General features: G+C 66.0%; 11 protein-coding genes. 3 read left to right on the top strand and 8 right to left on the bottom strand.

Features of this window, described 5'->3' with window-relative positions; genetic code table 11:
- Window positions 1–61: 61 nt before the first annotated feature.
- Together ACF1FZ_RS34660 and ACF1FZ_RS34655 are read right to left on the bottom strand one after the other, a co-directional pair.
- Complete coding sequence (locus ACF1FZ_RS34660) at window positions 62–715, bottom strand: hypothetical protein (protein WP_391777342.1); 654 nt, start codon at window positions 713–715, stop codon at window positions 62–64.
- A gap of 41 nt (window positions 716–756) precedes the next feature.
- Window positions 757–1,830 (bottom strand): MerR family transcriptional regulator, encoded by a 1,074-nt coding sequence (locus ACF1FZ_RS34655; protein WP_391777341.1) that lies wholly within the window; start codon window positions 1,828–1,830, stop codon window positions 757–759.
- Between the two features lie 212 nt (window positions 1,831–2,042).
- Here ACF1FZ_RS34655 and ACF1FZ_RS34650 point away from each other — a divergent pair, with 212 nt between their 5' ends.
- The 3 genes from ACF1FZ_RS34650 (at window position 2,043) to ACF1FZ_RS34640 (ending at window position 4,666) form a co-directional block, all read left to right on the top strand.
- Complete coding sequence (locus ACF1FZ_RS34650) at window positions 2,043–3,233, top strand: hypothetical protein (protein WP_391777340.1); 1,191 nt, start codon at window positions 2,043–2,045, stop codon at window positions 3,231–3,233.
- A 145-nt stretch (window positions 3,234–3,378) separates the two neighbouring features.
- Window positions 3,379–4,137 carry an IS6 family transposase gene (locus ACF1FZ_RS34645; protein WP_391777339.1) on the top strand — a complete coding sequence of 253 codons (759 nt, stop codon included), beginning with the start codon at window positions 3,379–3,381 and terminating at the stop codon, window positions 4,135–4,137.
- 64 nt (window positions 4,138–4,201) lie between these two features.
- Window positions 4,202–4,666, top strand: a complete 465-nt coding sequence (locus ACF1FZ_RS34640; RefSeq protein WP_391777338.1) for a hypothetical protein — start codon at window positions 4,202–4,204, stop codon at window positions 4,664–4,666.
- Between the two features lie 314 nt (window positions 4,667–4,980).
- On the opposite strand, the gene ACF1FZ_RS34635 is transcribed toward ACF1FZ_RS34640, so the two are convergent.
- From ACF1FZ_RS34635 to ACF1FZ_RS34610, 6 genes are all read right to left on the bottom strand, one after another.
- Window positions 4,981–5,982 (bottom strand): IS630 family transposase, encoded by a 1,002-nt coding sequence (locus tag ACF1FZ_RS34635; RefSeq protein WP_391777343.1) that lies wholly within the window; start codon window positions 5,980–5,982, stop codon window positions 4,981–4,983.
- A gap of 192 nt (window positions 5,983–6,174) precedes the next feature.
- Window positions 6,175–6,996 carry a hypothetical protein gene (locus ACF1FZ_RS34630; RefSeq protein ID WP_391777337.1) on the bottom strand — a complete coding sequence of 274 codons (822 nt, stop codon included), beginning with the start codon at window positions 6,994–6,996 and terminating at the stop codon, window positions 6,175–6,177.
- A gap of 84 nt (window positions 6,997–7,080) precedes the next feature.
- Window positions 7,081–11,529 (bottom strand): hypothetical protein, encoded by a 4,449-nt coding sequence (locus tag ACF1FZ_RS34625; protein WP_391777336.1) that lies wholly within the window; start codon window positions 11,527–11,529, stop codon window positions 7,081–7,083.
- A gap of 46 nt (window positions 11,530–11,575) precedes the next feature.
- A complete protein-coding gene (locus ACF1FZ_RS34620; protein ID WP_391777335.1) occupies window positions 11,576–11,839 on the bottom strand; it encodes a hypothetical protein in 264 nt (87 codons plus the stop codon).
- 227 nt (window positions 11,840–12,066) lie between these two features.
- A complete protein-coding gene (locus ACF1FZ_RS34615) occupies window positions 12,067–13,083 on the bottom strand; it encodes a hypothetical protein (protein WP_391777334.1) in 1,017 nt (338 codons plus the stop codon).
- A gap of 12 nt (window positions 13,084–13,095) precedes the next feature.
- On the bottom strand, window positions 13,096–13,611 hold the full coding sequence (locus ACF1FZ_RS34610; protein WP_391777333.1) for a hypothetical protein: 516 nt from the start codon (window positions 13,609–13,611) through the stop codon (window positions 13,096–13,098).
- Window positions 13,612–14,486: the final 875 nt, after the last annotated feature.

Genomic DNA, 14,486 nt, shown 5'->3' with positions numbered 1-14,486 from the left:
GTGACAGCGCCAGCCGGGTGCCTACGCGTGCGTCTCGTGTGTCACCGAGGATCGGGGGCGCTCACGCGGCGGACCGGACTTCGATCGCGTGGCTGAGTGCGGTCTGTTCCTCGTCGGGAAGGCGACGTTCGGCGTGGAGCATGCGCAGGGCGGTGGTGATGCGTTCGTCGTCCTCGGGTGTGCCGAGGCTGCCCATGTACGGAGGCAGCAGCAGACTCAGGGCTTCGAGGTCCGTGCGTGCGCAGAGCTGGGTGAGGAGTTCGCTGACCGGGTCCTCGTGCTGCTGTGGTGCGGGCCGGGTGGTGGTGCGCAGTCCTGCGGCGATGCGGTAGCGGAGCCATTGCTGGTGGGGGCCGGCCGGGACCGCGTCGATGTGCTTGGCCGCGGCCTCGAAGTGCTCGCGGGCCTGGTCGATCTGGCCCAGGTCCCGGTGGGCTCGGGCCATGTTGCCGTGAAGTGAGGCGTAGAAGCCGCGGACACGGTCGTCACCGACCTTGTCGGCCCGGTTCAGGCATTCCTGGTTCCAGTGCAGGGTCTCCTGCGGGGTCGGCTGATGCCGGGCGAGGTAGTGCGCGGCGATGCAGGCGCCGTAGTCGTCCTCGGCTGTGTCCCAAGCTTGGAGGAACAGGTCCCGTGCTTGGGCGTCTCGTCCTTCGGTCTCGGCCTGCATGCCCTGCACGCACAGCTGCACGACGACGTTCTGGGGGTCGGTCACGGCTCTCCACGGGGTGATGGGGGTGCGGTGTTGCGACGGAGTCAGCTGGAGGTGTTGAGGGCCACCGGCATGACCAGTGTGGTGAAGCTGCCCTGGTCCGCGGAACGCACCACAACGGGACGGTCTGCGGCGGAGATCTCCAGCAGGACGTCGGGCCCGACGCTGGCTTCCAGCGCGGGAGCAAGGACAGCAGGGGCGAATCCGATCAACTGGGGCAGATCTTCGTGGCAGATCGCAGGCAGGGTGGCGGCATGGGATCGATCGGCCAGAGAGACGACCAGCTCGTCGCCGACGAAGCTCACAGCGATCCGTGCGGCGTCGCCGCGGCTGTTGACCGCGTCGCGAAGGGCCAGGCGATCCACGATCACGCGGTATTCGGTCGGGGGCAGAGCCGAGAGCATCTCTCGGTAGGAAGGGAACTCGGCATCGACCGTCGCCAGGACGCGGGACTGTGTCGCACTGCGTGCTCGGGTGCCGTCCGGTCCGACTTGGAGGGTGACTTGGTGGACTCGCGCCGCCCATTGACCGAACTCGATCAGGTCAGCCGTGTGCATCAGCAGGTGGCAGGGTCCTCCATCGAGTGCCGCTGGCTTCAGGACGCGCATCGACAGGCGATAGCAATCGGTGGCTACCAGACGAACTTCGCCGTCATCGATCTCGATGAGGATGCAGTCAAGCGCAGGATGCTCCCCGTCGGAAGCTGCGGCCGGCACCACCTGGCGTACCGCACTGGCGAGCTCCACGCCGTCGATGCGCACTTCCGTCGAACTACTTGCAGTCGAGAGGGATTGCAGAGCCACCGCGACGGCTGCCTTGGCGGTCTGCGTCTGGTCCCGCATTCTCTCCAAGTGCCGTTCCAGTACCTCTCGGCCCGCGTGTTCGGGCCCGTCGAGCACCACGGTGACTTCGGCCAGCGGCAGCCCCGCTTCGCGCAAACCGCGCAGGAGAACGGCACGGGCCTCCTGCGCGGGGCTGTAGAAGCGGTATCCGGTCGCCCCATCAACCCTCGCCGGCCGCAGAACGCGGCTGTCGTCGTAGAAACGCAGGGCGCTCGGAGCGAGGCCGACTCGCCGCGCGAAGGCGCTGATGCTCAGTAGTTCCGTGCTGCCGTCCATGGACCCGATTGTTGACCTTCATCCAACTTGAAGGTCAACGCGCTCTTCGGCCGGGTTCCACGCCACCACCTGGCACGGGAGCTCCCTCAGCGTCAACCCCCGAAGGACTTCCAAACTCGACCACTAAGCAGCAACCTTCCACCGCGGGGGCGCTGCCTGGGACAGGAACTTGCAGGGCCCCGGCCGACCGCAGGCCGTGAGAATCTGGAGTCATGAGAGCGAACCAGGGCCCTCTGGGCGATGAGCGGCGCGACCGCGGCTTCGAGCTGCCGCCTACCCGCGGCGTCCTGATCACCGGTAGCCTGGTGCGCGTGTCGGGCGCGGCCGCCGCGGGCTGCGGGGCGCTGTTCGGTCTGCTTCCCGTCCTCGCACTCATCGGCAGATTCGGCTTTCCCGACGACCCACCGGCCTTCGTGCCGGTGTTCGGCGGCCCCCTCATCGCTGCGAGTCTTGGTATCGCCGTCTTCCTGATCGTGCTCGGCTACAGCCTGACATTCCAGCAACTGGCGCTCGCGGACATGTATGCAGCGGCCGAGGGCTCCCCCTCGCTGGGCAACGCGGTCGAGGTGCGTGGCCCCGTCAGCCGCACGCCGTTCTTCCCGGCGGTCGTAACCAGCGTCGTCATCGGTTCCCTTCTCCTTGCAACGGCCGGCGTCTTGCTCGCCGCGTCCGCCTGGCCGGCGATCGCAATGACTCTGCTCGTCCTGGGCGTGCTCTGTGTCCCACTCGTTCTCGCTCTGATCGCCGCCGACCGAAGGTGGCGCCGCACGGCGGGCAAGCGCCTTCCCGTACAGGCCCTGGGCGAACAGGGCCACGCGCGGCTCCTCCTCGGTGATGCGGACACGAAGCTGCGGCAGCAGGTCAAGGCCCGAGACCGCGCCGAGGCCACCGGCCTCGACCGCGCGAGCATCCCTGTGCTCGCGACCCTCGTCATCGCCGTGCTCGCCGTGATGAGCCCCTCGCTCTCGCCCACGGCTCCCATCTGGAAGCAGGTGCAGCTGGGCGGCGTCGGACTCGGCCTCCTGTGCCTGCTCCTCGCCCCCTGCATCGCGGTGCTCCGGGTCCGGCGACTGCGACGCACCCTCGTGCGGGTACGCCGCGGCGGAACGGATGTGACCCCCATCGACCGCGCGCACGCGATCACCGCGACGGCGACTCAGGCGTCCGAGGTGTACGCGGCCACGACGGTCTGGGCGCTGCTGGGCACAGGAGCACTCGGCACTCTGATCCCCCGGACCACTGATATCGCGCCTGTAGTGATCGTCGCGGGCATCTGGACGTTCGGCTTGACCGCGCTCGTCGCGCTGTCGATGTGCTCGGACGCGGCCGCCCCGAAGCTGCGGGAGGAATTCGGCTACCGGCTCCCGACCCAGACCTCCGGAAACGACAACACCTGGCACTGAGCAGGTCCGGTAGTTCCCCGCATCCGTAGCAGGAAAGGCATCTGCTGGGGCTGACGTCCCAGAACACCGCAGCCTGACCAACGGCGAGCCGCAGCCCCGGAGAACCGAAGTGGCCGGCACTGTCACGTTGGCTGACCGGCCTGGGATGATCTTGTGGTTGATCGTGCCGGGGAGGGGTTCGCTCGTGTCGTCCGCGTCGCCGTCGTACAAGGGGCACCGGTACCCGGTGGAGATCATCTCCCACTGCGTGTGGCTGTACTTCCGCTTCCCGCTCAGCTTCCGCGAGGTCGAGGAACTGATGCTCGAGCGCGGCGTGCTCGTCTCCCACGAGACGGTCCGCCGCTGGTGCGCGAAGTTCGGGCAGGCCTACGCCAATGGCCTGCGCCAAAGGCGGCCTCGGTCCGGTGACAAGTGGCACCTGGACGAGATCTTCATCAAGATCAACGGAGAGCAGAAGTACCTGTGGCGGGCCGTCGACCAGGATGGCACCGTGCTCGACATCCTGGTCCAGAGCCGACGGGACACCCCTGCGGCCAGGCGCTTCTTCCGTAAACTGCTCAAGAGGACCTGCTCGGTGTCGAAGGTGATCGTCACCGACAAGCTCCGCTCCTACGGCGCGGCCCACCGCGAGGTCATGCCCTCGGTCGAGCACCGCTCGCACAAGGGCCTGAACAACCGGGCCGAGAACAGCCACCAGCCCACCCGGCAACGCGAACACGCCATGAAAGGCTTCCGTAGCGTCGGCAGGGCCCAGCGGTTCCTGTCCGCGTTCAGCGGCATCTCACCCCACTTCCGACCCCACCGCCACCTGATGACCGCCGCCCACCACCGAGCCGAGATGACCGTCCGCTTCGCGATCTGGGACCAGATCACCGGCGCTGCCAGCCGGCCCACCACGGCCTGAGCCCGGGCCCGAAGCGCAAGCCACCACACCCGACACACCGCCAGACACTCACACACCCAACAACGTGACAGCGCCGGAAGGACTTTCTCTCCGGCTCGCGAAGAACTGGAAGCTGAACCTGGACAAACCCGTCAAACAGGAAATGCCCAACGGGAAGATGAGAACGTACATCCACGGACGCGGCGGAACCGGAAGCGACACCGGAACGACGGTGTCAGCCGGGCTCGCCGACCACACCAACCTGTCGTCCCTGCTGTGCGGGACCGGTACGGACAAGTCCGGCGCTCTCGACTTCCTCGCGGCCTGCACCGAGCTGGACATGGCGGGAATCGATCACGCCAAGGCGTCTTCCTGGCTCAAACAGGCCAAGAGGGAAACCGACTCCCTGTACAAGGAGCGGACTGCCGAGACCAAGAACAAGAAGGAGTACGTCGTCAGCGGAGTACTCGCCTCGGGCCCCGTGGTGATGGTCCTGCACCGGACGTACGACACGTATTCGCTGCGCATCCTCGGACACGCGGCGGCCTAGCAAGCCCATGACCGGAAGCGAGAGGTCCTGCCGGCTGCGGCAGGGCCTCTCGCCCCGCGCAGGCACGCGATCTGGAATCCGGGCGCTGGTGACCCGGCCGAATCTCCCCTGTCGACAGAACGCAGAATCATGCGTACCGCACAACGCGTTCTCGTCCGCGTCGTCTTCGATCCGTACGTGCGGGCGTCAAGATCGGAGCGCTGCTTGGTAATGATGTGGCCAAAGCTCGCGAGGTGAGCCAGTCGTCGTCGTTCGGATGCTGCCTGCACGGCCTGGCGAAACAGGTTGACCAACGTGGTGTCGCCCTTTATTGCTCAGAAACTCATTGGGTTCTCGTCTAGGACGTAGCGGACGTGCGGGCCGGCGAAGTAGCCGCGGACGATGTGCGGCTGGCACTGGCGTCGGCGGAAAAAGCGGCGGTTCTCCGCGGCGAGTTCGGTCTGGTCGCGGGCTCGGTGCTGCTTGGGCAGGCTGTGTTTGAGGTCGGCGTTGACCAGTTCGTCGGGGTTGAGCTCGGGCGAATACGGCGGCAGGAAGTGCAGCTCGACAGCCTCGGGGTGGGCGGCGAGCCAGTCCCGGACCTTCTTCGAGCGGTGCGCGGAGTGCCCGTCGACCACGAGATGGACCTTGTGGTCGAAGTGGCCGGCCAGTCGGTCCAGGAAGCGGCACATCACCTCGGCGGTGAAGGACTCGGTGAAGACCATGAAGTGCATCCGGCCCCTGGTGCTGATCGCCGACATCGCGTTCACGGAGAACCGGTTCCCGCTCCGCCGCACGACGGGCGTCTTCCCTTTCTCGCCCCAGGTGCGGCCGGTGACCTGGTCGGAGCGGATGCCGACCTGGTCGGCGAAGAGGACCTCACCGCCCTCGGCCTTCGCCTTCGCGCGGATCTTCGGCCAGGCCTCCTGGTGCCAACGGCGCACAGCCTCGGGGTCCTGTTCCACAGCTCGCTTGTCCGGGCGCTGGAAGGACAGCCCCCACCGCTTCAGGTACTTGCCCACCCCCGGTTCGGTCAGCCGCACCCGGTACAGCTTCGCGATCAGGTCGCCGATCAGCCGCCGCGTCCACAGCTGACCGCTCAGGCCCACGTCACAGGGCCGGTGATCGAGGACCGCCTGCCGCACGGCGCCCTGCTCGGCCTCCCCGAGCACCTGGTGCACCCCTACCGGCTTACCGCGCGGGCGCATGACCAGCGCCTCCCGGCCACCGGCCTGCCACTCCGCCCACCACTTGTCGACGGCCTTCAGCGACACGCCGAAGACTGCCGCTACGTCTTCACGGTCCCGGCCCGCCACCAACGCGGCCACCGCCCGCAGCCGCAGGGCCTCCTGCGCCGACGGCGACAGATGCCGCGCGTCCCCCACCAGATCGCTCACACCCCACCAACGACCCAGAACCCAAACCGTTTCGGATCAATAGCGCACGGCGTCGGCGTCACCACGCTCCTGCTTGTTGGCCGCGCCCCCAGCAACCCGGCGGCGCCCGCCTCAGTGCGGGCGACGCACTCCTCACGAGGTGCCGGGAAGGCGCAGGTTCTCGTACTTCGGGTTGGGTTCCCCGCGCACCGCGTCCGCGACCTCGCCCGGGCACCCCTGGGGCGGGTAGCCTGGGACGTCGCGGACCTTGTAGTAGACGCAGACTAGCCGGGGCTCCTTCGTACCGCCGCCGTAGGGCAGCATCCGGGTTTCGCCGCAGGCCGGGCAGTGCGCCTCCGCGTGGAGGAGCGTCCTGGGCTCCGTGAACACGTGAGGCAGGCGGTTTTCCGTCACGGCGGTCCGGGGCAGGGACAGGCCATAGTGGTCGCCCAGGATCCGGTAGACGTGCCGTATCCCGGTGTCCTCGGATGCGTCGTCCTGGAAGATGCCGTGGGGGTAGCTGAGGAACCCGGCTTCCGCGACCAGGCGCCGGCTCACCGGGTGCTCGACGTGGCCGGTGCCGTTCTCCCGTAGCGTCCACTTTGTCTCGCCGCCCACGGTCACCGTGACGTTCGGCGGGTCCATGGTGGTGTCGAGGATGTCCACGACCGTGTGGCGCGCCCTGAGGTCTCTTCCGGGGGCCAGGCGGTCGTCCCGGTGCCCGGTTTCGGGCGTTTCCAGGGCGAACGCCCAGCCGTCGGCCGCCTGGCCCACCATCGCCCAGTCCGGCAGCTTCGACGATCCCGGTCCGTGAAAGAACTCCAGGGCTCCCGGGGTGGTGGCCGGATCGACGAGCGTGCCTGGCCGCGCGCCCAGATACACGGCGAGGGACTCGGGGGTTATGCCCTTCACCATGGTGAGGGCGTAGCCATTCCGCCCCAGTTCGTCGTCCAGCCAAGCGATTCCATCGTTCATGGAGGGAACCCTAGCCTGATGTCTTCACGCCACAGGGGCCCGGCCATGGTGGCCGGGCCCCTGTTGTTCGTTCCGGTCAAGCGGTCACGAAGGACGCTTGGCCTCGAGCCAGTAGTTGTCCCCTTCGAGGACGCGGTTCTGCTTGCGCCAGCCTGGCATATAGCTCATGGACTGGGTGTTCTGGTTGTTCGACATGCTGGAGCGTCCACACGGCTCGGTCCAGGTCGGCACGTGGGAGCGCGGGTCGGGCTTGAGGCTCCACCGGCCGTCCGTGCCGCGGATGGCGATCGTGTTCAGGCATTCCTCGCCCGAGGACACCTCCTTCATGTTCTGCCCACCCCAGTCCTTCTTTATCGCGGCGCTCTGCCAGCTGGCCGCGAAGGGGAACTCGTCGCAGCTGGGCACGTCACCGGTACCGAGTTCGGGCGACATCGTCGCCAGCTTGCTGCGCTCCCATGCCTTCGGGCAGATCACGTCGCGGTTGTGGCTGACGATGCTCTTCGTGCTCGTGGGGGGATCGGGCACGAGAACGTCCTCGGTCAGGAAGGTCAGCGGGTTGTTGCCCCGCAGCCCGTAGTGTCCGGGCAGCTTGTTCTGGATCAGCCAGGCGTGCGCGGCCGCCGCCGGGAACTTCTTCTCGTTCATGACATACGTCGGCCGGTACGAGCTGAAGACGCAGCCCGGAGTGGCCTTCACGTCTCGGTCGCACCGGACGTCCAGTTCCGACTTCTCAGCCGTCATCGGGTTGCTGGTATCACCGCCCGCGGTTCCCTTGACCGTCAGGTACGGGCTGATGCGGCCGTCGGAAGCGGTGGTGTTGTTCCACTTGATCTTCTGAGTGACCGTGGCCGTGTGGAGGTCGCCCGCGACGAAGGTCTTTGAACCGCTCCACACTGGATTCTGCTTCTCGCAGTAGCCACGGCAGCCGAAGTCGATGTCCAGGGTCAGCGAGGGAATGGAGATCGACGTCAGCTTGACCGACACGGTCTGGGTGAAGGTGTCACTGTCCGGGTCTAGCTGGAACTCGTGCCGGAGGTCGAAGCTCGCCTTCGGCTTGCCGGTCGTGGTCCCCGTGAACTGCAGGTCGTCCCCGAGACACGCCTCGGTCCGGGTGTAGTCCAAGGACCTTGTACCGATGGAGCAGCTCAGAGCCGATGTGGTGGACACCGAACCGAATGATTCCTTGGCGGACTTGAGGTCCGTCGGCGGCGCGGACGTCAGGCGCATCCCCTCCTGCCCGGTCGCGGAGCGCGCGGCGCCGGAGAGACCGGAGACGGTGGGAAGCACACTGAAGTAGTCGCCCGAAATGCTCTGGGGCGGCTCCACCGGTGCCGGGTCCGGAGCGGTGATGTCCGGGTCGCCGAAGGTCAGGTCCGAGGGAATACCGGAGTAGTCGCCGGGTACGAACGCGATGGCGTCGAAGGCGATGTCCGCGGACCCGTCACCGCCGTTGAAGTTGTGCAGGCTGACCTCGGGGGTCATGCCGTTGAAGAAGTACGCGCCGAGATCCACCCACTTGTTGGACTGGTTGGAGCTCTGGTCGATTGCCTTCACCGTCTCACCGGCGGAGTGCTTGATGCGGTACTCGGCCTTGGAGGTCTGCGCCCCGTGGTCGGGGATGAAGGCATAGACCTTGGCCTGCCCGCTGTAGTCGGTGATCTCCTTGCCCAGATTCCAGGTACCGGTCACCTTCATCCGGTCACCCGGCGCCGGGTAGGACTCGACGCTGCGGGTGTGGGTGAACCAGAAGTGGTTGCCGTAGCCCGCGCCGATCTGGTGGGTGTCGATCTTTCCGGGGTATGTGGTGATGGTCTGCCCGGTGTCGGAATCAATGATGTCGGAAGACTGATAGGTGAGAGTGAACGCACCATCCGACGTCGCTGCCCCGCATCCGCGCGACCCCGAGCCCGCCGGGGTTGTGCCGTTGGGAACGTCGTCCACTACCAGTGCGTTTGACGGCAGGCCGGTGCTGCACTGGGGCGGGTAGGAGTTGGCGTCGGGCTGCTCCGGGTAACTGGTGTTGAACCGGTGGACCTGGTGTCCGCATTCGGCGCCGGTGTCGCAGTTCTTCCATTCGGCGGATTTGCCCCACCAGCAGTGCAGCCAATGTGGATTGGTGTCGCTGTCCCCGGAGTCCAGCGCGCAAGCCCCCATACCGGGGTCGTTGGAGTCGCCGTCCGCGATCTTCGACGGGTCGCAGGAGTTGGACGCGTCGCAGAAGGTGTCCAGCGGCGGCTTCACCGCGGAACGCTCCAGGTCGCTGTTCCACCAGGCGGCGAGGTAGCCGGGCCGGAAGTCACCGGGGCCGAACATCGCGGAGATCGGGCGTGCGGCCCAGCCCAGCACCTTCTCCTCGTACGGCCAGTCCTGTGGGTGCGCGGCGTGGGAGTAGTCGTCGAGGTGTGGATCGACGGCGTGTTGCAGGAACGGTACCCGGTTGGCCTTCCAGAGTGGGTTGGCCGGGTTGTTGGTCCAGCCCACGCCCTTGTGTCCGGCGGAGTCGGCGGCCGCGTAGAAGCCTGAGTTGTAGGCCCACAGGGCGAGGAACCAGTTTTCTATCCACTGCGGGTGACCGTTATTGATCATCATGCTCTGGCCGTGGAGGTCGTTCCACTTGCGGGACAGGATCGTCGCGCCGTAGGCGATGTTCGCAGCGTAGTCCAGAGCGACGGCTTCCTGCGTGGCCGGCGGCAGTGCCGTCTCGCCCTCTTTAGTCTTGCCGGCGAGCCGCATGCCGTCGGTGGCCTGGGTGATGCCGTAGCCGCAGTCTGCCTCGGAGAAGTTTATTCGCCAGGGGTCGGCCTGGTCACCGTCGGCGGTGTATTGGGTGCCGTAGTAGTTGCCGATGAGGCTGTTGGCTGTGACACCGGGAACGGCGAAGCGGGTCGCCTGCCACATGTTGGATTCCTGCGCCGTGACGCCGAGCAACACCTGTGAGGGTATGTGCCAGCGGTCGGTGACGTCCGGGTCCTCGTTGTCCAGGGTGCCGTTGGGGTCACCAGCCAGAGTGATCGGAGGGAAAAGCCCCTGGGGGCTGTAGGAATCCATGCCGGTGTTCTTCCAGTTCGCCGGCCGGTCGAAGCCCAGCTCACCGACGACAGCCTGGTCCACAGCCCATTCCACCTGCCGCGGGGTCGGCTGAAACGCCTGCTTCTTCACATCGTTTCGGGCCACCGCACAGTAGCGCTCATCGGTGCCCTCGCTGGGTCCGGTCGGTGACGCCGCCAGCGCTTGAGCCCCCAGCGTCTGTGTGGACATACCCCCACTGTTGCCGCTGACGGCTGGCGTCGCGGACGCCTTCTTCCCTGTCGGGATGCCCAGAGCAGGGGAGGGTCGGCTCCCGGCCGCGGCTCGCTCCGCGGACAGCTGAGGTGTGGCGTCCAACTCGGTGTGCCTGCCGGTGGCGACCACGTCCAGACTGATTCGCGCGTCACGGGCCTGTGCGGCCTCCTCCGGCGTAATCAAGCTGGTCTTGCCATCCGCCCAGGACGTGGACACGCCCGCGTGGCCGAGACTCGACATGCGGGAACCCTTGGCAAGATGGCCCGGGTTCTTCACCAGGCCCGGCAGAGCCCCCTTGTTTTTGACCTTACCCGTGAGGAACACCGTGCCGCCAGGGGTGGCGGACAGGTCCCAGTCGGTGAGCTTTCCTTCCGCCACCGTCTTCGGGGTGGTGTTCTTGCCCTTGACCTGTGTGGCGTCGAGGTGCTTGGCCCAGGATTCCGCTCCGGTCTTCTTGGTGTCGGCTTCCCGGTCGATGAAGGTCACGCCGTCGCTGCTGTCAGCCGCTATCTGGAACGGCACGTGTTTTGTGGTGGCGAGGACGGTTTCCTTCTGCCCGTTGATGCGGACGAGCTTGTTGCCGTGACCTGCCACGATGCCGTGCCGGGTCGGAACAGCCGAGGTGACCTGACCGGGGAAGGCTACCGGCCGAGACTGCTTGCCGGTGGCCGCGTCCACGGCAATCAGCCGGGTCTTTTGCTGCTTGTCCCCGTCGTAGCTCAGTTGCGTGAACACCACATCGTCCCCGGTGCCGCAGCCTGGGGAGAAGTAGGCGAGCGATGCGGTGAGCGGCAGCTTGGTCACCTTGCCGCTGCTCAGGTCGACGACGGCGGTGAACGCGCCGCGCACCATCAGCTCGGGGTTGTTGGTGAATGTCCGGGGCGCGTAGGCGACGGCCGCGTATTTCCCGGATCCGGTCACGCACGCGTTGCCTATCCAGGTGTCCGCATCGAATCCGACTTCGCGCAGGGTGGCTACGGTACTGAACTCGTAGCCCTCCTTCTCCTTGCCCGTCAGGACGTGGAAGCCCGTGCCGTCACCGGAGGTGGACAAGGCCACGTCCTGGGAGGAGGAGTGGTTCTCACCCAGGACGGAGGCGCGGTTCTTCTTACCGACTGCGTGAGGTCTGCTCGTTGCTTTGGGCAGGCTCTTGCCGCCTTGGACGGCATTCTCGGGGACCTTCGGTCCCTGGGCCTGCGCGGAAGCGGATAGCGACGAGGCGAGAATCGCCGTCGCTGCCGCTATCACCACCGCGTATTTCCTCTGTCTTACACGCACAGTAAATTATTTCCCTTTTCTACTTCTGATCGACGAGGGGATCGAATTCGTCGACGTAAATCTTCGGAACCTGCGGAATCGGTCCCATGTCCTTGGAGCCGATCACCGCCTCATCACGCCCGGTTTCCCCAGAAGGGACGTCCTGAAGCCAGAATCGGTTGTAGGCGGTCCAGCCCTTACCATCAGCGATGCTGATCTTGACCGAGTAAGTTGCGTTCCGTTCGTAGGTATTGGATACCTCGATCTCGGTCCGCACGCCGCCGCTTTCCGGCGTGGCACGCACGATCAGATCTCCGTACTCCAGGACGCGTACACGCCCTTCGGAGTGCACCGACGGCACAGGCGAGGAACGCGATGGAGGAGTGCTCTGCACCACGCTCGAAGTCGCTGGCCGCGGTGACTCGGGGGCACGGTCAGCGGCCTCGTCCGTACAACCGGCGATCAGCGCAGACGCCGCCAGCAGACACATCGACCTGGCCATGCGAAGTCCGGGCAGTACCGCTTTAGCGCTCACCGGGAGGAGGTAGCCGTCTGCTCGCGCGCGGCAGCGACTTCCTTGCCGTGCTGCGACTTGATCCCGGTCAGCCGGCTCTTGTTGCCGGTGATCTGACTGTTCTGGATCGTGGTCTCCACATCGGACCAGACCTTGACGAGATCTGTCTGCGTCTTGCAGTCGATGTCGTCAACCGCCAAGGCGATGGACTCCTGCGACGGTTCCCCATCGTTCGTGACGCCCTGGTCCATCGCCTTGTACGGATCGGCAAGTCCCGCGTGCCCCTTGCCGTCCATGCACGAAGACCACGCACCGTTGGCCTTGATGACCTTACTGTCCTGCATCGACTGCATCAGGCTGTCCCCGGCGAGCTCCGCCACGACGGTCGGGTCGTCTTCCTGCACGCCGAGTTGGTCCTTGGACCAGCCAATGCAGCCACCCGTCTTCAACTTCTTCCCGTTGTGCTCGGCCCGAGCGGGCTTGGTGCCCTGGCCGGGGCTGCTCAACGTCATTCCCGCCTTGGTTCCCTCAGGGGTCTTGGGCGGTTCGGGCTTGGTGTGGCCGGTCAGGACCTCGACCTCGACATCGGACAGATCACGCAGGGGCTGCTCGGTGTGCTCCCGCAGCGCCGGAGCGAGCTCGTAGCCATACTTCTGCGCTTCGGCCCGGTTGGTGATGCCATAACGGCGTTCGATGTTGGCGTCGTTGTCGCTGGGAGGGGGGTTGGCGCCCGCTCGTGGCAACGTCAGCTCGATGCCGTACTCCTTCATGCAGGACTGCTGAAGATCGGTGGCAGCCTGCTCAATGGCGACCTGATCCTCGTAGGAGGCCATGTACTCCTCCAGCGGAAGCGTCAGATTTTTGGTCAGGCCACTCGTGGGGATCTTCTCGGGCCAGTTATCCTTGTTCACAATCGATTTGCCGTCGGCCACGATCTTCGTGGTGTCCGGAGTGGTGCCTGAGGAACAGGCACTGACCAGGAAGGCCGAAGCGGTCAGGGCTGCTGCGGCGGATATCCGCTTGGTGTGCTTCACGTGGGATCTTTCTTAACCGAAGTGGGAAGATGCGTTGTTGTTTTGCAAAGCGGAGATCAGGTCGGTGAGGTTACAGTCTCCGTAGGGCCCGTTCTTCGCGAAATACTGAGACGTGCCGCCGTAGCCGGAGTTGTAGTACACGCGGTAGTTGTCATCCCGGGCGCAGTTCTGCACCGACCCGGCATTGTTCTTCATGTACTCACCGTTTCCGTTGCCGCCGTTGCCGAAGACATACCGGTAGGTCGTCAGTGACGATCCCTGATACTGACTTGTACCCGAGTGTTCGGACACGTTGCTGTAAAAGGTCGTGAACGCCGACTTGATATAGCCGTCCTGGACGGCGTATTGCTTCGTGTTGTAGAACAGCCACAGATCACCGTACGAGCAGGTGATCCACGGAACATCACAGTTGTCGGTGACCTTGAACTCCGCCGCATGGGCCGGACCGGCGGTCGTCATCACAGCCACCACGGCCGCGAAGGACGTAGCGAAGGCGGCTGCCTTCTTCTTGAAGCGGATGCTCTTCATCACATTTCCATCGGTAGATCGTTAAGCGAAGAAGATCTTCACACCCGACCGGCCGTCCCGGCAACCATGTTCATGACCAGTTCGGGGCTTCGTTGTGCCAACGTGATGTCCGGTTTGCGAATACCGAGGCCGAAGGGGACGAGGGTAGCGACTGGGAACGTGGGTGGCGCGTTGGAGGCCGGCGGCAATGGACTTCGCACGGCTTGTCCAGCGGCTGCGGCAGTGATGTCGCGTCAGGCAGCCGTCTCGTGTGGTGGGTTGTGAGTCCGTAGGCGTGGGCGCGGCGAGTAGGGACCGGCAAGGACCTGGCTTGGCTTGCCGCGATACGAACTGTGACTGTCGTCGGCTGCGGGGCATGAGGCCAGAACGAAGTTGCCGGGTGTGCTGCGGGTGAGCCGTAGCCGGGAGCGGGCCGCCGGACACGCCCAGGCGGATTTCCTCGCGTGCTCGCTCAGACGCGGCATCGCGGTGCAGTACGTACCGCAGGGGGCTGTTTCCGGACTCAGGGACGACCGCGTGTGGTCCGTCCCGTCGTGTTGGCATGCATCCCCGCGTCCTGGCCGGGGTCGAACAGGGGGCCACCGGCTGCCGAACGGGCTGGTGCTCCCAGGTTCAGTGAGCCGTGCCAGCGCGTAGAGGGACGCCGGTGTGGCGGACGCCCCGCTCAACCGGGTGCGGAACATACACCGGAAGGGCCGGTTACCGAAACCGGGGATCTTGACGGCGATGGGAATTGCTCGCGTTCGGTCCTGGAGGGCCGAGGCACGCAAGGAAGGCGGCGTTTTCGGTGGCATCTTGCTGCGGGCCCAGGGATGGAGTGTGTTGAGGGCCATGCCTGGGCGAGCGGTTCCGTGCCCTTGAGGAGGCGCTGTCAT

It is taken from the genome of Streptomyces sp. NPDC014623 (genome assembly GCF_043088245.1).
Lineage (GTDB): Bacteria > Actinomycetota > Actinomycetes > Streptomycetales > Streptomycetaceae > Streptomyces.
This window is presented reverse-complemented; position numbering and strand designations above follow the sequence as displayed.